General features: G+C 65.3%; 12 protein-coding genes. 6 read left to right on the forward strand and 6 right to left on the reverse strand.

Annotation, left to right across the window (positions count from 1 at the left end):
* Nucleotides 1-104: 104 nt before the first annotated feature.
* Nucleotides 105-719 (forward strand): glutathione transferase GstA, encoded by a 615-nt coding sequence (gene gstA / locus IVA82_RS08050; protein WP_247388992.1) that lies wholly within the window; start codon nucleotides 105-107, stop codon nucleotides 717-719.
* A gap of 70 nt (nucleotides 720-789) precedes the next feature.
* Here the strand turns inward: gstA and IVA82_RS08055 are convergent, their stop codons facing one another.
* The 4 genes from IVA82_RS08055 to IVA82_RS08070 all read right to left on the reverse strand — a co-directional run bounded on the left by IVA82_RS08055 (nucleotide 790) and on the right by IVA82_RS08070 (nucleotide 6,658).
* Nucleotides 790-3,006: an FAD-dependent oxidoreductase gene (locus IVA82_RS08055; protein ID WP_247388993.1), complete on the reverse strand. Its 2,217-nt coding sequence runs from the start codon at nucleotides 3,004-3,006 to the stop codon at nucleotides 790-792.
* A 168-nt stretch (nucleotides 3,007-3,174) separates the two neighbouring features.
* Nucleotides 3,175-4,383, reverse strand: coding sequence for an acetyl-CoA C-acetyltransferase (locus IVA82_RS08060; RefSeq protein ID WP_247388994.1), 1,209 nt, complete (start codon nucleotides 4,381-4,383; stop codon nucleotides 3,175-3,177).
* Between the two features lie 60 nt (nucleotides 4,384-4,443).
* Nucleotides 4,444-6,234 (reverse strand): acyl-CoA dehydrogenase C-terminal domain-containing protein, encoded by a 1,791-nt coding sequence (locus IVA82_RS08065; RefSeq protein ID WP_247388995.1) that lies wholly within the window; start codon nucleotides 6,232-6,234, stop codon nucleotides 4,444-4,446.
* Between the two features lie 40 nt (nucleotides 6,235-6,274).
* Entirely contained in the window at nucleotides 6,275-6,658 is a 384-nt protein-coding gene (locus tag IVA82_RS08070) for a nuclear transport factor 2 family protein (RefSeq protein ID WP_247388996.1), read from the reverse strand.
* 204 nt (nucleotides 6,659-6,862) lie between these two features.
* Here IVA82_RS08070 and IVA82_RS08075 point away from each other — a divergent pair, with 204 nt between their 5' ends.
* From IVA82_RS08075 to IVA82_RS08090, 4 genes are all read left to right on the forward strand, one after another.
* The gene (locus tag IVA82_RS08075; protein ID WP_247388997.1) at nucleotides 6,863-7,453 is read left to right on the forward strand and encodes a PadR family transcriptional regulator; all 591 of its coding nucleotides are present in this window, start codon (nucleotides 6,863-6,865) and stop codon (nucleotides 7,451-7,453) included.
* A 361-nt stretch (nucleotides 7,454-7,814) separates the two neighbouring features.
* On the forward strand, nucleotides 7,815-11,207 hold the full coding sequence (locus tag IVA82_RS08080; protein WP_247388998.1) for a tetratricopeptide repeat protein: 3,393 nt from the start codon (nucleotides 7,815-7,817) through the stop codon (nucleotides 11,205-11,207).
* A gap of 504 nt (nucleotides 11,208-11,711) precedes the next feature.
* Nucleotides 11,712-12,629 (forward strand): sulfite exporter TauE/SafE family protein, encoded by a 918-nt coding sequence (locus IVA82_RS08085; RefSeq protein ID WP_247388999.1) that lies wholly within the window; start codon nucleotides 11,712-11,714, stop codon nucleotides 12,627-12,629.
* Nucleotides 12,626-13,396, forward strand: a complete 771-nt coding sequence (locus tag IVA82_RS08090; RefSeq protein WP_247389000.1) for a TIGR02186 family protein — start codon at nucleotides 12,626-12,628, stop codon at nucleotides 13,394-13,396. The genes IVA82_RS08085 and IVA82_RS08090 overlap by 4 nt, the downstream gene beginning before the upstream one ends.
* Before the next feature lie 213 nt (nucleotides 13,397-13,609).
* Here IVA82_RS08090 and IVA82_RS08095 read toward each other — a convergent pair whose 3' ends face one another.
* Both IVA82_RS08095 and IVA82_RS08100 read right to left on the reverse strand, forming a co-directional pair.
* Nucleotides 13,610-14,383 (reverse strand): MBL fold metallo-hydrolase, encoded by a 774-nt coding sequence (locus tag IVA82_RS08095; RefSeq protein WP_247389001.1) that lies wholly within the window; start codon nucleotides 14,381-14,383, stop codon nucleotides 13,610-13,612.
* A 12-nt stretch (nucleotides 14,384-14,395) separates the two neighbouring features.
* On the reverse strand, nucleotides 14,396-15,310 hold the full coding sequence (locus IVA82_RS08100; RefSeq protein WP_247389002.1) for a DMT family transporter: 915 nt from the start codon (nucleotides 15,308-15,310) through the stop codon (nucleotides 14,396-14,398).
* 99 nt (nucleotides 15,311-15,409) lie between these two features.
* On the opposite strand from IVA82_RS08100, the gene IVA82_RS08105 reads away from it, so the two are divergent.
* Complete coding sequence (locus IVA82_RS08105) at nucleotides 15,410-16,273, forward strand: LysR substrate-binding domain-containing protein (RefSeq protein ID WP_247389003.1); 864 nt, start codon at nucleotides 15,410-15,412, stop codon at nucleotides 16,271-16,273.
* Nucleotides 16,274-16,357: the final 84 nt, after the last annotated feature.

Here is a 16,357-nt window from a genome sequence, read left to right on the forward strand (position 1 = left end):
CGTCTCTTACCCCACTCGATGCACCTGCATCAATCTTGACTATTTCAAGCAGATGCATGTAGTCGTTCTTTCGCCCGAACCAAGCGTCAAGAGGAGGAAATTCCATGAAACTCTATTACACGCCCGGCGCCTGCTCCCTGTCCCCCCACATCGCACTCCTGGAAGCCGGGCTGCCCTATGAGCTGGTCAAGGTCGATATCCGGGCCAAGAAGCTCGAAAATGGTGAGGATTACCTGAAGCTGAACCCCAAGGGGCAAGTCCCTGCGCTGGGCCTCGATAGCGGCGAGATCGTGACCGAAGGGCCGGTCATTGTCCAGATGATCGCGGATCAGGTCCCGGCCACGGCGCTGACCCCTGCCCGCGACAGTTCCGAGCGCTACAAGTTGCTGGAGTGGCTGAACTTCCTCACCTCGGAGGTGCACAAGAGCTTTGGTCCGCTATTCGCGCCGGCACTGAACGACGAGGCCAAGGCGTTCTTCAAGGACCGCGTCCTGGGCAAGCTGAAATACATCGACAGCCAGCTCGTCGGCCGCGACTATCTCATGGGCAAGCAGTTTACGGTCGCCGACGGCTATCTCTTCACGATGCTGACCTGGGGCGACCGGATGAAGTTCGACCTCTCGGCGATGCCGAACCTCACCGCCTATAAGGCCCGGGTCGCGGCCCGGCCGATGGTGCAGGAAGCACTGAAGAAGGAAGGGCTGGCGCAGGCCTCGTAAAGCGACTGCCGCCATCGCGACGCGAAAGGCCGGATCGGTGATCCGGCCTTCGCTAGATGATCTCAAACGATCAGGCAGCAGCGGCCTTCTTCGGCGCGAAGCGGCCGTAGAAGGTTTCTCCCTTCGCCGCCATCTCTTCCAGCAACTTTGGCGGGGTGAAGCGGGAGCCGTATTTCGCCTCGAGCTTGTGGCAGAGCTCGACGAACGTCTTAGGTCCCATGAAGTCGATGTAGGACAGCGTGCCGCCGGTGAACGGCGCAAAGCCGAAGCCGAGGATCGAGCCGACGTCCGCTTCGCGCGGGTCGATGATGACGTGGTCCTCAACCGTGCGCGCGGCTTCCACCGCCTGCACCACCAGGAAGCGCTGCTTCAGCTCCTCGACATCAAGAGTGTCGGGATCGAGCTGCTTCGGCTGCAGCGCTGATAGCCCCGGCCACAAGCTCTTCTGGCCCTTGCCCTTCTCGGGATAGTCGTAGAAGCCCTTGCTGTTCTTGCGACCAAGTCGGCCCTGCTTTTCGACCATCTCCACCATCAGCTTTTTCTGATCGGGATTGATGGCGTTAGGGCCGAGATCGGCCTCGGTCGCCTTCATGATCTTGAGGCCGAGATCGAGCGCGACCTCGTCCGACAGTGAGAGCGGCCCGACCGGCATGCCGGCCATCTTGGCGCAGTTCTCGATCATCGCCGGCGGCACGCCTTCCAAGAACATCTCGTTGCCTTCGGCGACGTAGCGGCCAACGCATCGGTTGGCGAAGAAGCCGCGAGAGTCGTTGACGACGATCGGCGTCTTGCCGATCTGCCGGACGTAGTCGAGTGCGGTCGCGAGCGCGAGATCGCCGGTGTTCTTGCCAAGAATGATCTCGACCAGCATCATCTTCTCGACCGGCGAGAAGAAGTGGATGCCGACGAACTTGCCCTGGTCCTTGAAGGCCTCCGCAAGCGACGTGATCGGCAGCGTCGACGTGTTCGACGCGAACACCACGTCAGGCTTCAGGTATTCCTGCGCCTTGGCAAAGGTCTCCGCCTTGACCTTGCGATCCTCGAACACCGCCTCGATGACGAGGTCGACATCGCCGAGCGCGGCATAGTCCGCAGTCGGCGTGATGCGCGCGAGCAGCGCTTCGGCATCAGCGGGCTTGGCGCGCCCCTTCTTGATCTGCTCCTCGATCACCTTCTGCGCATGCGCCTTGCCTTTGTCGGCGCTCTCCTGGTCGCGGTCGATCAGGACGACGTCGAGACCGGCACGGGCCGAGACGTAGCCGACGCTCGCGCCCATGAAGCCGGCGCCGATTACGGCGATTTTCTTCACCTTGGTCGGCGGCACATCCTTCGGACGGCGCGCACCCTTGTTCAGCTCCTGCATCGACAGGAACAGGCTGCGGATCATCGCGGCCGCTTCCTTCGAGCGCAGCACCGAGGTGAAGTAGCGCGACTCCACCCGCAGCGCCGCGTCGATCGGCAACTGCAGGCCCTCGTAGACGCAGCTCATGATCGCGCGCGCGGCCGGATAGTTGTCGTAGGTCTCACGGCGATAGATCGCGTTGCCGGCGGGAAACATCATCATGCCGGCCTTGGAGAACACCGGGCCGCCCGGCAGCTTGAAACCCTTCTCGTCCCAGGGTGCGACGGCCTTGCCGCCGCCCTTGATCCAGTCCTTCGCCGCCTTGACAAGGTCGGACACTGGCACGATGGCGTGAATCAGATTGAGCTGCTTGGCCTTCTCGATCGTGACCGGATCGCCCTTGAGCAAAATGGTCATCGCGTCCTGCGGCGGCACCAGACGTGGCACGCGCTGCGTGCCACCCGCGCCCGGGAACAGCCCGACCTTGACCTCGGGCAGGCCGAGGCGCGTCTTGGGATTTTCGGCCGCCACCCGATAGTGGCAGCACAGGGTGATCTCAAAACCACCGCCGAGCGCGAGACCGTTGATCGCGGCAGCCCACGGCTTGCCGGAGGTCTCGATCGAGCGCAGCACCTGCGAGAAGCGGCGACTTTGCTCGAACAGCATCTGGTTCGCCGCTGTCTCGCCCTGCTCCTTGAAGACCTTCGCATAAGCCTGGTTCATGCCCTCGAGCATGGACAGATCGGCACCGGCGCAGAAGGCGTCCTTGGCAGAGGTGATGACGACGCCCTTGACCGCAGCGTCAACCGTGGTCGCCTTGACGATCGCATCGAGCTCGTTGGTCGAGGTGTCGTCGAGCACGTTCATCGAACGTCCCGGGATGTCCCAGGTGACGAGCGCGATGCCATCGGCGTCAGTCTCAACCTTGAAGTTCTTGTAAGCCATGTGGTGCTCCTTGGTGCCGGCAGCCGATCTCTGGCGCGGCGGTTGACTGTGATCCCGTAGGGTGGGTTAGCCGAAGGCGTAACCCACCATTCCACTGCGAAAGAAGCGGTGGGTTGCGCCGAGCGCACTGCGCTTCGCGCAGCCGCTCAGCTAACCCACCCTACGCAGTTACACCCGCTCGATGATCGTCGCGGTGCCCATGCCGCCGCCGATGCACAGCGTCACCAGCGCGGTGGACTTGTTGGTGCGCTCGAGCTCGTCGAGCACGGTGCCGAGGATCATCGCGCCGGTGGCCCCGAGCGGATGGCCGAGCGCGATCGCGCCGCCATTGACGTTGATCTTGGCGTTGTCGATGTCGAAGGCCTGGATGTAGCGCAGCACGACGGAGGCGAAGGCCTCGTTGAGCTCGAACAGGTCGATGTCCGACGTCTTCATGCCGGAGCGTGCGAACAGCTTTTCGGTGACGTCGACCGGTCCGGTCAGCATCATCGCAGGCTCCGAGCCGATGTTGGCGAACGCGCGGATCTTTGCACGCGGCTTGAGGCCGTACTTGCTGGCCGCCTCCTTGCTGCCGAGCAGCACGGCGCCGGCGCCGTCGACGATGCCCGAGGAGTTGCCGGCGTGGTGCACGTAATTGACGCGCTCGATCTCCGGGTGCGACTGCACCGCGACGCCGTCGAAACCGCCCATCTGCGCCATCATCGTGAAGGCGGGCTGGAGCTGCGCCAGCGACTGCATCGTCGTCGACGGACGCATGTGCTCGTCCTTGGCGAGGATGGTGAGGCCGTTGATGTCCTTGACCGGCACCACCGACTTGTCGAAGCGCCCCTCGTCCCAGGCCTTGGCTGCGCGCTGCTGGCTCTGCACTGCATAGGCGTCGACGTCGTCACGAGAGAAGCCGTATTTGGTGGCGATCAGATCGGCCGAGACACCCTGCGGCATGAAATAGGAAGGCACCGCCATCGACGGATCCATCGGCCAGGCGCCGCCGGAGGCGCCGATGCCGACGCGGCTCATGGATTCGGCGCCGCCTCCGATCACCAGCTCATGCTGCCCGCTCATGATCTGGGCGGCGGCGAAATTCACGGCATCGAGGCCGGAGGCGCAGAACCGGCTGATTTGCACGCCCGGCACCGCCTCGCCGAGACCTGCCTTGAGCGCCGCGAAGCGCGCGATGTCGGAGCCAGCTTCGCCGACGGGATCGACCACGCCGAGAATGACATCGTCGACGGAATCTTCCTGCAGGTTGTTGCGATCCTTCAGCGCCTTCAGCGGCACCGTGGCAAGCGCTAGCGCAGTCACTTCGTGCAGCGCGCCGTCGGCCTTGCCGCGGCCGCGCGGGGTGCGGACGTGATCGTAGATGAATGCCTCAGGCATGACGCCCTCCTGATGTAATGATCTTGATCTGAGATTGGACGACTCGCGGCGGGAGCTGCTTCAGAAAGCTTCCGCCGGCAATTCCATGATGGTGGCGCAGCCGGCCTGGATGCGCGCGAGATTGGCCGCGGTCTCCGGCAGCATCCGCTCCATGAAGAAGCGACCGGTGACGAGTTTTGTCGACAGATAGGGCGTGGCTCCGCTTTCGACAATCTTGGCCTGGGTGACCTTCGCCATGCGCGCCCACATGTAGCCGAGCGTGACGAAACCGAACAGATGCAGGTAATCGGTTGCGGCGGCGCCGGCGTTGTCCGGCTTTGCCATCGCGTTCTGCATCAGCCAGGTGGTGGCCTGCTGGAGATGGCCGAGCGCAGTCGAGAGCGGGGCAACGAAGGGCTTCATCGCCTCGTCGCCGCTGTTCTCCTTGGCAAAGCCCATGACCTCGCCGAAGAACGCCATGATGGCGCGGCCGCCGTCGCGCGGCAGCTTGCGGCCGACAAGATCGAGCGCCTGGATGCCGTTGGCGCCTTCATAGATCATGGCGATGCGGGCATCGCGCACGAACTGCTCCATGCCCTGCTCGGCAATGTAGCCGTGGCCGCCATACATCTGCTGCGCCTGCACCGCGTTGGCAAAGCCGTAATCGGTGAGGAAGCCTTTCAGCACCGGCGTCATCAGGCCCATGTGATCGTCGGCAGCCTGACGGTCCTTGGGATCCTCGGAGCGGTGGGCGACATCGCTCTTCAGCGCGGTCCACATCACGAAGGCGCGCGCGGCCTCGTTGAAGGAGCGGATCGAGAGCAGCGTGCGCCGCACGTCGGGATGCACGATGATCGGGTCGGCTTGTTTGTCCGGCGCCTTGGTGCCGGTGAGCGAACGTCCCTGGATGCGCTCGCGCGCATAGGCGACCGCGTTCTGATAGGCAACTTCGGACTGGGCGAGGCCCTGCACGGCGACGCCGAGCCTCGCCTCGTTCATCATCACGAACATGCCCTGCATGCCCTTGTTCTCTTCGCCGATCAGCCAGCCGGTGGCGCTGTCGTAATTCATCACGCAAGTGGAATTGCCGTGGATACCCATCTTGTGCTCGATCGAGCCGCACACCACGCCGTTGCGCTGCCCGATCGATCCGTCGGCGTTGACCAGGAATTTCGGCACCACGAACAGCGAGACGCCCTTGATGCCGGCTGGTGCGCCCTCGATGCGGGCGAGCACAAGGTGGATGATGTTGGGCGCGAGATCATGCTCGCCGGCCGAGATGAAGATCTTGGTGCCCGTGATCCTGAAGCTGCCGTCGGCCTGGCGCACCGCCTTGGTGCGGAGCATACCGAGATCGGTGCCGCAATGCGGCTCGGTCAGGTTCATGGTGCCGGTCCATTCGCCCGCCACCATCTTCGGCACGTAGGTCTGCTTCTGTTCGGGCGTGCCGTGCACGAGGAGCGCAGCGGTCGCGCCCATGGTGAGGCCGCCATACATCGAGAACGCCATGTTGGCGGAGATCTGGAATTCGTTGACCGCCTGGCTAAGCGTCACCGGCAGGCCCTGCCCGCCGAATTCGGTCGGCGCCGACAGGCCAAGCCAGCCGCCTTCGGCGACCTGCTTGAAGGCCTCCTTGAAGCCTTTCGGCGTGGTGACGCTGCCGTCATCGGCACGCTTGCAGCCTTCGAGATCGCCCACGCGATTCAGCGGCTGGAGCACCTCTTCGGCGAGCTTTGCGGCTTCGCCCAAAATCGCCTCGCGCACGTCACTGGAGGCATCGCTGAAGCCGGGCAGATTGTCGTAGCGGTCGATCTGGAAGACGTCGTTGAGCAGGAAGTTCATGTCTTCGACGGGGGCTTTGTAGATCGGCATGGCGTTCTCCCGGCATGGGGCGTTGAAGTAGTGGAAGTTACTACACTTGTGCGGCGAGTTGCTCCGCCATCCGGCGATGCAGCATGTTGATGGCCTTGAGCGGACGCACCATCACCTTGAAATGCGTGATGCGGCCGTCAGTGTCGAAGCTGATGATGTCGACGCCGTTGATCTCGATACCGTCGATCATGGTCTTGAATTCGAGCACGGCGCCGCTCTCGCTGGTCCACTCCCCGACATAGGTGAAGCCCGGGCCACCGAGCACCTTCTCGGCGCTGGATAGATATTTGAAGGTGATGTCGCGGCCGCGCTGGGGCGAGTGCACGACGGGACTTTCGAAGATGGCGTCGGGATGGAGCAGGTCCCAGAGCGCTGCGCGGTCATGAGACCTCATGTAGCCGTACCAGGAATCGAGGCCGGTCATTCTCAGGTGCCTCCCTAACTAAAGGCCTGGACAAAAAGACGCGAAGACAACCCCATGCACAGTAGCGAAAAGGTTGATTTCGCTGGATCTTTGGGACGGGTCTTTGGCCCGCCTCTAAGCCGCTTTATATGCACATTGACGCATATGCGCCGATACGCATAAAGTCAAGCCGATTGTTAACATCCAAGACGAGAGGCCGATGCCATGGCGCTGGGCGACGCGATCCTCGCATGCCTGACCGAACGTCCGATGACGGGCTATGAGCTCGCCAAGACGTTCGACTCCTCGATCGGCTTCTTCTGGAAGGCCGACCACCAGCAGATCTACCGCGAACTCTCCAAGTTGCGCGACCGGGGCTACATCCTGGGGCGCGAAGTCGTGCAATCAGGCAAACCCAATAAACTCGTCTATACGCTCACTCCCGAGGGCCGAACAGCGCTGCGGCACTGGGCCGCGCGGCCGAGCACGCCGCCCTCGATCAAGGACGACCTCCTGGTGCGGCTGCATGCGCTGGACAGCATCGACATCGAGCCGCTGCGCACCGACCTGATGGCCCGGCTCGAGCACCATCGCGACCGCCACGAGAACTACGAGCGCATCCTGAAGAAGCGCTTTCCGGAAGGAACGGCCTCGGGCGTGGTCGACCTTGGTAATTTGCTCCTGCTCCGCCTCGGCGCCCGGCACGAGCAGATGGTGGCGGACTTCTGCGAGGAGGCGCTCGAGGCGCTGTCGGCCATGAGCGGCACGGGCACGGTGGTGCCGCTGGAGGACGGCAAGCGCGAGGGGAAGAGTTGAGGCGTCGCGGTGCTCGTCACCTCTCCCGCTTGCGGGAGAGGTCGCGCCGAAGGCGCGGGTGAGGGCTTTCTCCTCTGGGGGGTCCTCGATTGCAGAAGCACCCTCTCCCCACCCCTCCCCCGCGCGCGGGGGAGGGAGCGCACCGATCACGTGGCGAAAGCTCAAAGCCAAGCCCACCGAGTTCCCGCCGCCCAACTTTAAGACACCGTCAACGCGTTCCTTAACCCGTTATTTACCGTAACAGACAAAAGTCGGTTTTCGAGGCAGACGACCCGCGCCAAATTCGATTGTCTTGCAACCGGCACGCGTGGGGAGGCTGGAGGCGCCGGGTGGGGCGCCGGAGTCGGGACCGGACAGAGTCATGAATTCGCGCGTATCGTGGAGTGTTGACGGCATCGATCCATCCGTCCGGGAGCGGGCCGAAGCTGCTGCGCGTCGCGCCGGGATGTCACTCAACGATTGGCTGAACTCCACGCTTGGCGAAGCTGCCCCGCCGAACTTTCGCGGACCTTACGAGCAGCGTCCGCAAGCAGCCCACGTCCCGAGCCAGGAAAGCCGCGAAGTCGCCGACATCCACCAGCGGCTCGACGCGATCACCCAGCAGATCGAACGGATTTCCAAGCCGGCGCCGCGCCAAAACTCTTCGCGCGAACAAGACTCTTCGCGCGAAAAAGAGGTCTCGCGCGAGCAGGGCGTTGCGCGCCAGCTGAACGATGCGATCTCGCGGCTCGATGCCCGGCTGTCGCAAATCGCAAAGCCGCAACAGCCTCCGCCGCCGCGGCAGGCCCCAGTCGAACCGCGCCAGCGCCAGGCCGATGCGGTCGAGCGCGCGGCCGCGCAGGTTTATCGCAGCTCACCCCCGCTGAGCCCCGCTTCATTCGACGTCGCGGTCGCCGAGATCACCGCACGCCAGAGCGAGCTCGACGCCTTCGTGCCGCGGCAGATGCCGCCGCGCGCGGCGCCATCGATCGCACCCACGGCCACGCCCTTGCCGCCGATGGCGCCGCCCGCATCCGCCTACGCGCCGCCGCCATCGCAGCCGGGACCGGATTTCTCGTCGCTCGAACGGCACCTGCTCAAGATCACCAGCCAGATCGAGGCGCTCCAGCGCCCCGACAATTCCGAGCAGGCGATCAACGCCTTCCGCAGCGAGCTCGCGGAAATCCGCCACGCCATCACCGAGGCGATGCCGCGCCGCGCGATCGAATCGATCGAGAACGAGATCCGCTCGCTGCACCGTCGCATCGACGAAACCCGCTCCACCGGCACCGACGGCCAGGCGCTCGCCGGCGTCGAGCGCGCGCTGTCTGAGATCAAGCAGGTGCTGCGCACGCTGACGCCAGCCGAGCAGCTCACCGGCTATGACGAGGCGATCCGCAATCTCGGCGCCAAGCTCGATTTGATCCTGCGCGCCAATGACGATCCCTCCACGGTACGGCAGCTCGAAGGCGCGATCTCGGCGCTGCGCGGCATCGTCTCCAACGTCGCCTCCAACGAGGCGCTGGCCCGGCTTTCCGACGACGTGCAGCTGCTGTCGTCCAAGATCGACCAGATCACCCGCGCGTCCGGCCCCAGCGACAGCTTTGCCGTGCTGGAGCAGCGCATCGCGGCGCTGACGGCCGCGCTGGAAACGCGCGAGCGGCCGGCACCGTCCGAAAGCACCGAACATCTGGAAAGCGCCATCCGCGCGCTGTCGGACCGTTTCGACCGCATGCAGGTCGGCAGCGACTCGGCCTCGACATTTGCGCATCTGGAACAGCGCGTCTCCTACCTGCTCGAGCGGATCGAAGCCGCCTCCGATCCGCGCGGCGGAAATCTGAGCCGCGTCGAGGACGGGCTGCACGACATCCTGCGGCACCTTGAGCGACAACAGGCGACCTATTCGGCGCTCGCCGAGAGCCGCAATTCGGCGCAGCCTGCCGATTCCGGCGTGGTCGACCTCGTCAAGCGCGAGCTCTCCGACATCCGCTTCAATCAGGCCGAGACCAACCGGAGCACCCAGGATTCGCTGGAGGCCGTGCACAACACGCTAGGCCATGTCGTCGATCGCCTCTCGATGATCGAGGGCGACCTGCGCGCCGTGCGCACCGCGCCACCGGCCCCTGCGCCGCAGCCGATGCCGGCCGCACTCTCCCTGCCGATCGAGCCCGCGCCGATGGCGCGCGAGCAGCGGCCGCCGCAGCCGCAGCCGAAATACGACCCCAAGCCCGAGCTGCCCAATCCCGCCGCCGCGCAAGCGGCGCAGGCCACCTTCGTGGCTGCGCCGCGCGAATTCCATGCGGCCGCACCGCCGCCAATGTCGATGGCGCCCGTTCCGCCGCGCGCGATCAGCGAAATCCTCGAGCCGCATACGGCGCCCGCACGCGCCGCCATTGCGCCCGAGCTGCCGCCGGATCATCCGCTCGAGCCGGGCACACGGCCGGGCGGACGCATTGCCACGCCGTCGGAGCGCATTGCCGCGTCCGAAAGTGCAATCAGCGAAATTCCTGCCGCGCCGAAGGAGCCGGTGTCGTCGTCGAGCTTCATCGCAGCCGCGCGCCGCGCTGCGCAAGCCGCAGCCGCGCAGCCCGAGAAGCCCGGCCGCGGCGCCAAGGCGGCGAGCGCCGGCCGCAAGGACAAAGGCCAGGAAGGCGGCTCGACCATCACCTCGAAGATCCGCTCGCTGCTGGTCGGCGCGAGCGTGGTCGTGATCGTGCTCGGCACCTTCAAGATGGCAATGAATCTCCTCGAAGGCGGCAGTGCGCCGCCGCCGCAGGCGATGGAGAATTCCAGCGAGCCTGCGCCGCAGGCTCCGCCGCCGGTCGAGAACAAGCCCGCCACGCCGGAGCAGGTCACGCCGTCGATGACCTCGCCGACGCCGATGGGCCGGCAATCTCAGAACAATTCTGCGCCGGCTCCCGCCAGCCCCGGTGGTACGGCTTCGGTCGAAATCCCGCCGCCTGCTACTGTGGCACCACCCTCGCCCGCGGGCGGCGATATCACCGGCGCGCTTTCGGGCACGAGCCGCGCGAGGCTCGGTCAGGTCCAGGTGCCGTCGGGCGAGAAGCTGCCTGGCGGCATCGGCGGCCCGGTGCTGCGCGCCGCCGCCATGAAGGGCGATGCGGCCGCGGCCTACGAGATCGGCGTGCGCTTTGCCGAAGGCAAAGGCGCACCTGCGAATTACGACGAAGCCGCCAAATGGTACGACCGCGCGGCGCAGGCCGGCGTGGTGCCCGCGACCTTCCGGCTCGGCACGCTGTACGAAAAGGGACTCGGCGTGCAGAAGGACGCCGACATCGCCCGCCGCTACTACACGCAGGCGGCAGAGCGCGGCAACGCCAAGGCGATGCACAATCTCGCAGTGCTCGATGCCGACGGTGGCGGACGCGGCGCCAACTACAAGAGCGCGGCGCAGTGGTTCCGCAAGGCCGCCGATCGCGGCGTCGCCGATAGCCAGTTCAACCTCGGCATCCTCTACGCCCGCGGCATCGGCGTGGAGCAGAACCTCGCCGAGTCCTACAAATGGTTCACCCTCGCGGCAGCCCAGGGCGACGCGGATGCGGCAGGCAAGCGCGACGACATCGCAAAACGCCTCGACGCGCAGTCACTCGCCGCCGCCAAGCTCGCGATCCAGACCTTCAGCGCCGAGCCGCAGCCCGACGACGCCGTCAATGTGACGGCGCCCGCTGGCGGCTGGGACAGCGCAGCGCAGACGAGCGCAAAGCCCGCACCGAAGCCGGTCGCGACCAAGCGCTCGGCCTCGGCTGCGCGTTAGAGCCCAATAGCTCTAGGTTAAATCGATCTGGCCGCTGGCTCGGTGCACCTCTCCCGCTTGCGGGGGAGGTCGACGCGCGAAGCGCGGCGGGTGGGGGTTCTCTCCACATTGGGATTGTCGATTGAGGAGATACCCCCAGCCCTCACCCGCAAACGCAAACGCAGGGCAATCGCATATGGAGTGCACGATGCGGCGACATCGGCACTGGGCTCCCTCTCCCGCTTGCGGGGGAGGGCTGGGGTGGGGGTGTCTCCGCGTCGGGATTTTTGAGGATTGCGGAGGACATCCCTGCGTGGCGAGAGCCCTCACCCGCCGCGCTCTTCGAGCGCGTCGGCCTCTCCCGCATGCGGGAGAGGCGGAGCAAGCCCGCGGCCTTCGTTCACCACACCCAAAATTCCTAATCCCTCACGGCGGCGAATTCGGCTATTGAGGGGCGCGGCAATCGTTCCGTCTTCCTGCGAGCATTCCGCGAAATCGATCCGTCTCGCCGGAGCGTGGTCCCCGATGCAGCTCTACCTCCCGATCGCCGATCTTCCGGTCAACGTGTTTCTCGTGCTGGCGATGGGCGCCGCGGTCGGCTTCGTCTCCGGCATGTTCGGGATCGGCGGCGGGTTTCTGATGACGCCGCTCCTGATCTTCATCGGGATCACGCCGGCGGTCGCGGTCGCCTCGGTCGCGAGCCACATTGCCGCCTCGTCCTTTTCCGGTGCGCTCTCCTATTGGCGGCGGCGCGCGATCGATCCGGCGCTTGCGAGCGTCTTGCTCTGCGGCGGCGTGACCGGCACCGCGCTCGGCGTGTGGACGTTTACGCAGCTTCGCGCACTCGGGCAGCTCGACCTGATGATCGCGCTGTCCTATGTCGTGCTGCTCAGCACGGTCGGCAGCGTGATGTTCTCCGAGGGCCTGCGCGCCCTGATGCGAACCCGGCGCGGCACTGTCCCACCGCGGCGCACACACAACTGGATCCACGGCCTGCCGCTGAAGATGCGGTTCAAGCGCTCGAAAATCTATCTGTCGGTGATTCCCGTGGTGATCGTCGGCATCCTGATCGGCTTCATCGGCGCTATCATGGGCATCGGCGGCGGCTTCATCCTGGTGCCGATCATGATCTATCTGCTGCGGGTGCCGACCTCGACGGTGATCGGGACCTCGATGATCCTGACGCTGGTCACCATGTTGTTCGCGACCTTGCTGCATGCCGTGACCAATCATCTGGTCGATGCGGTTCTGGCGCTGATCCTGATGGTCGGCGGCGTCACTGGTGCGCAGTTCGGCGCACGCGCGGGCCAGAAGATCCGCGGCGAGCAGTTGCGGCTGCTGCTGGGCCTTTTGATCCTCTCGGTCGGCGTCCGCTTCGCCGTCGAGCTCGTGATCCGGCCGGAGGATCTCTTTACGATCCGCGAGCTGGGAGTGAGCGGATGATGCGCGCACTTGTTGCAGCTCTTCTCGTCCTGTTGCTGAGCGGCGCCGCGCGCGCCGAGCGGCTGATCGTGTCGGTCTCCAACCACCGCGTCACAGTGACGCCGAACTATTCCGGCGAGGAGCTGGTGCTGTTCGGCTCAGTCGAGAAGGACGCCTCGACGCCCGCCGACCGCACGACTTACGATCTGGTGGTGACCGTGATGGGTCCGCGTGCCGACATGGTGACGCGGCGCAAGGAGCACACGTTCGGCATCTGGATCAACACCGACTACCGGCAGTTCCTGCAGGTACCGAGCTATCTGGCGCTGTTCGCCAACCGCTCCTTCGAGGCGATCACCTCGCCCGAGATCGCGCGGCGGCAGCAGATCGGGCTCAACAACGTGCTGTTGATGCAGCGCGTCAGCGGCGACTATGCCGACGTGGTGCCGAACGACGCGTTCCGTTCAGCCTTCATCCGCCTGCGCACCCAGCGCGGGCTCTATCGCGAGGACGCCGCCGCGGTGACGTTCCTGACGCCGACTCTGTTCCGCACCGGCATTCCGTTGCCGGCGGAGGTGCCGATCGGGACCTATGAGGTCGAGATAAAACTGTTCGCGAACGGCGCGTTCATCGGCAAGACCGACACCGCCTTCGAGATCGTCAAGGTCGGCTTTGAACAGTTCGTCGCGACAAATGCTCGACAGAACGGCTTGGTCTACGGCCTCGTCACGGCAGCGATGGCGCTAATGACGGGGTGGATGGCGTCGATCGTGTTTCGCAAGGATTGAGGGGTGCATTCGTTGTTAGCGAAAGCGGACAATCGTTTCTCCGAGTCGTCCTGGCGAAAGCCGGGACCCATTGCCACAGGCCATAGTTGTTACAGAACTCTTTTGGCTACAGCTTGCCGCAACAAGAACCAGTCGGGGTAATGGGTCCTGGCTTTCGCCAGGACGACGTTGGGGAAGCAGCTTGTATTCACTTCTCGCAGCGACAGCTGCCGATCACGGCGCCTCCACCACCGTCGGCACGCCCGGCTCCAGCAGCCGCAACCGCGGCCCGAAGCCCAGCATGTCAAAGGTCTTACGCAGATCCTCGCTGTTCTGTCGGAAATGCGCCCACCCCTCCGTGTGCACGGGAACGATCATCGCATCCGGGAAGGCGCGCGCGGTCTCGATCGCGTCGTTGGTATCCATGGTGAGGTGGAACGGCCCGCGCGTTTGCGCGGCGCCGGCGAACGGCATCACCACGCCGCATTTGAAGCGGCGCGCGACCTCGGCGACGCCGTCGAACCAGGTGGTGTCGCCGCTGATATAGACCGGGCTGGTGTCCTTCCTGCTCGACGACACCACGAAGCCGATGACATCGCCCGACAGCGGCTCGATGCCGGCCGGACCGTGACGCGCAGGTGTCGCGGTGATGGTGAGTGAGTTGCCGTCGCGATCTTTCACATGCGCGGTGCCCCAAGGCGCGAGGCCTTCGACGTGGCCGCCGAGGCGCTTGGCGCCCGCTTCTGTCGTCAGCACGCGCTCCACGCTTTTGAGCAAGTCGCGGCCGGAATTGTCGAGATTGTCCGAATGCTGGTCGTGGCTGAGCAGAACGGCATCGACCGGCCCGATCGCGTCGGCTTTCAAGGCAGGTCCGATCGTCTTCTCGAGCTTCACATGCGGCAATTGGTAGGCGCCAGGTGCATCAAAGGTGGGGTCGGTGAGCAGGCGAAAGCCGTCGATGTCGATCAGCGCGGTGGGGCCGCCGATCAGGGTGATGGAAATGGGCATAGTCAACTCCTCTTACGAAACTGGCTTCGCGGCGGGCCGCGTCACCAGATAAATGCCGAGCGCGACCGGGATGATGCCGAAGAGGTCGCGCGCCTCGACATGCTCGCCGAGCACCAGGAAGGCGAACAGCATGCCGAGCGGCGGCATCAGGAAATGATAGGCACTGGCCGCGGTGGCGCCACACACTTTCAGGAGATGAAACCAGAGCCAGTAGGCGAGAATCGAGCCGCCCAGCACGAGGAACGCGAAGGCGCCGATCAGGCTCGCCGTGACATCGATCGCATGGACGTCGGCGAAAGTGAGCGCAACCGGCGTCAGCACGATGCCGGCGGCGAGATTTTGGACGCCGTTGCCGATCCACAGGCTGCCCTTCGGCGAAAGCAGCTTGAACAGGATCGTGCCGGCGACGATGGAGGCGAGCGAGGCCAGCGTGAACATGATGCCGTGAAATGAGTCGGTGCCGACCGACAGCCGGTGCCAGACGATCGCCGTCACGCCGATGACGCCGAGCAGCAGGCCGCTCGCCTTGCGCCAGGTCATGCCTTCGCCGAGCAGGAGCGCGGCGAGACCCGCCGTGAACACCGGATTTGCCGAGACGATCAGGCCGCCAAGACCGGCGGAGACCGATTGCAGGCCGGTATAGCCAAGCCCGAGATAGAGCGCGTTGTTGGCGATGCCGATCACGGTGAAGATTGCGGCGTCGCGCCAGGACAGCGACCAACCGTCGCCGCGGATCAGCGTGGCGCTGACGATCAATATGCCGGCGAGCGAGAAGCGCGCGGCGAGCAGGATCAGCGGCGGGCAATGGGTGACGCCAATCTTGCCGGCGACGAAGGCATAGCTCCAGAGCAGGCAGAACAGGCCGATAGCGAGCGGCAGCGTGTTGAAGCGGCTGCGGGGAACCGAAATCGAGGGGGCGAGCGACATGGGGGACATTCTCCTTTGCCGTCGATCTAGGGACGTCCCTTGTCATTTGGAAATTAAATGATTAACTTTTGATCAGTGGATTTTCGAATGGAGGCGGCCATGCTCGATCTCGAGCTGCTGCGCAGCTTCGTCTCGGTGGTCGATGCCGGCGGTTTCACCCGTGCCGGCGAGCGCGTCCACCGCACACAATCGACCGTCAGCCAGCAGATCAAGCGGCTCGAGGAGGACGTCGGCCAGGTGCTGCTGCATCGTGACGGCAAGGACGTGCGCCCGACCGAAGCCGGCGAGCGGCTGCTGTCCTACGCGCGGCGGCTTTTGTCGCTCGCCGAGGAGGCGCGCGACGTGCTGCGCCAGCCGGACAGCGAAGGCGCGATCCGGCTCGGCATCCCCGAGGATTTCGCGGCGTACCGGCTGACAAAACTGCTGGCTGCGTTCTCGCGCTCCCATCCCGGCCTGCGGCTCGACGTACGCGCCGACCAGAGCAAGAACCTGGCGCGCGATCTCGAACGCAGCGAGCTTGATCTTGCGCTCTTCAAGCGCGCGGCCGGCGGGAAGGATGCGATTGCGGTGTGGCCGGAGCGGGTGCACTGGGTCACCAGCAAGCGCCATCCGATTGACGCGGACGCCGCTTCCGTTCCGCTGATCGGCTTCCCGCTCGGCTGCCTCTACCGCGCCGGCGCGATCCACGCGCTCGAAAGCGCCGGCCGGCCCTGGCACATGGCCTACACCTCATCGAGCCTCGCCGGCATCCAGGCCGCTGTTGCCGCCGGCATGGGCCTGAGCATCTTGTCGGAGATGGCGATCCAGTCCGATCACCGCGTGCTGACCGCCAAGGACGGCTTTGCGCCGATCGACAAGACCGAGGTCGCGTTGATGGCGTCGCCTGGCGCCAGCCCGGCGACGCTGCGGCTGGCGGATCGGCTCGCCGAGTTCTGCGATGATGTGCAGGCGAAGGCGGCTTAATGAGACTGCGTAGGGTGGGTTAGCTCTGCGGCTGCGCGAAGCACAGTCCGCCGGCGTACCCACCACTGTTTGTCGCCGCGGCAG

Origin of the sequence: Bradyrhizobium sp. 142, assembly GCF_023074015.1 — a bacterium.
Classification (GTDB): Bacteria; Pseudomonadota; Alphaproteobacteria; order Rhizobiales; family Xanthobacteraceae; genus Bradyrhizobium.

Excerpts from the sequence above, each read along its gene's own strand:
- gstA (WP_247388992.1), top strand. The coding sequence starts at position 105 with ATGAAACTCTATTACACGCCCGGCGCCTGCTCCCTGTCCCCCCACATC.
- IVA82_RS08055 (WP_247388993.1), bottom strand. The coding sequence starts at position 3,006 with ATGGCTTACAAGAACTTCAAGGTTGAGACTGACGCCGATGGCATCGCG.
- IVA82_RS08060 (WP_247388994.1), bottom strand. The coding sequence starts at position 4,383 with ATGCCTGAGGCATTCATCTACGATCACGTCCGCACCCCGCGCGGCCGC.
- IVA82_RS08065 (WP_247388995.1), bottom strand. The coding sequence starts at position 6,234 with ATGCCGATCTACAAAGCCCCCGTCGAAGACATGAACTTCCTGCTCAAC.
- IVA82_RS08070 (WP_247388996.1), bottom strand. The coding sequence starts at position 6,658 with ATGACCGGCCTCGATTCCTGGTACGGCTACATGAGGTCTCATGACCGC.
- IVA82_RS08075 (WP_247388997.1), top strand. The coding sequence starts at position 6,863 with ATGGCGCTGGGCGACGCGATCCTCGCATGCCTGACCGAACGTCCGATG.
- IVA82_RS08080 (WP_247388998.1), top strand. The coding sequence starts at position 7,815 with ATGAATTCGCGCGTATCGTGGAGTGTTGACGGCATCGATCCATCCGTC.
- IVA82_RS08085 (WP_247388999.1), top strand. The coding sequence starts at position 11,712 with ATGCAGCTCTACCTCCCGATCGCCGATCTTCCGGTCAACGTGTTTCTC.
- IVA82_RS08090 (WP_247389000.1), top strand. The coding sequence starts at position 12,626 with ATGATGCGCGCACTTGTTGCAGCTCTTCTCGTCCTGTTGCTGAGCGGC.
- IVA82_RS08095 (WP_247389001.1), bottom strand. The coding sequence starts at position 14,383 with ATGCCCATTTCCATCACCCTGATCGGCGGCCCCACCGCGCTGATCGAC.
- IVA82_RS08100 (WP_247389002.1), bottom strand. The coding sequence starts at position 15,310 with ATGTCGCTCGCCCCCTCGATTTCGGTTCCCCGCAGCCGCTTCAACACG.
- IVA82_RS08105 (WP_247389003.1), top strand. The coding sequence starts at position 15,410 with ATGCTCGATCTCGAGCTGCTGCGCAGCTTCGTCTCGGTGGTCGATGCC.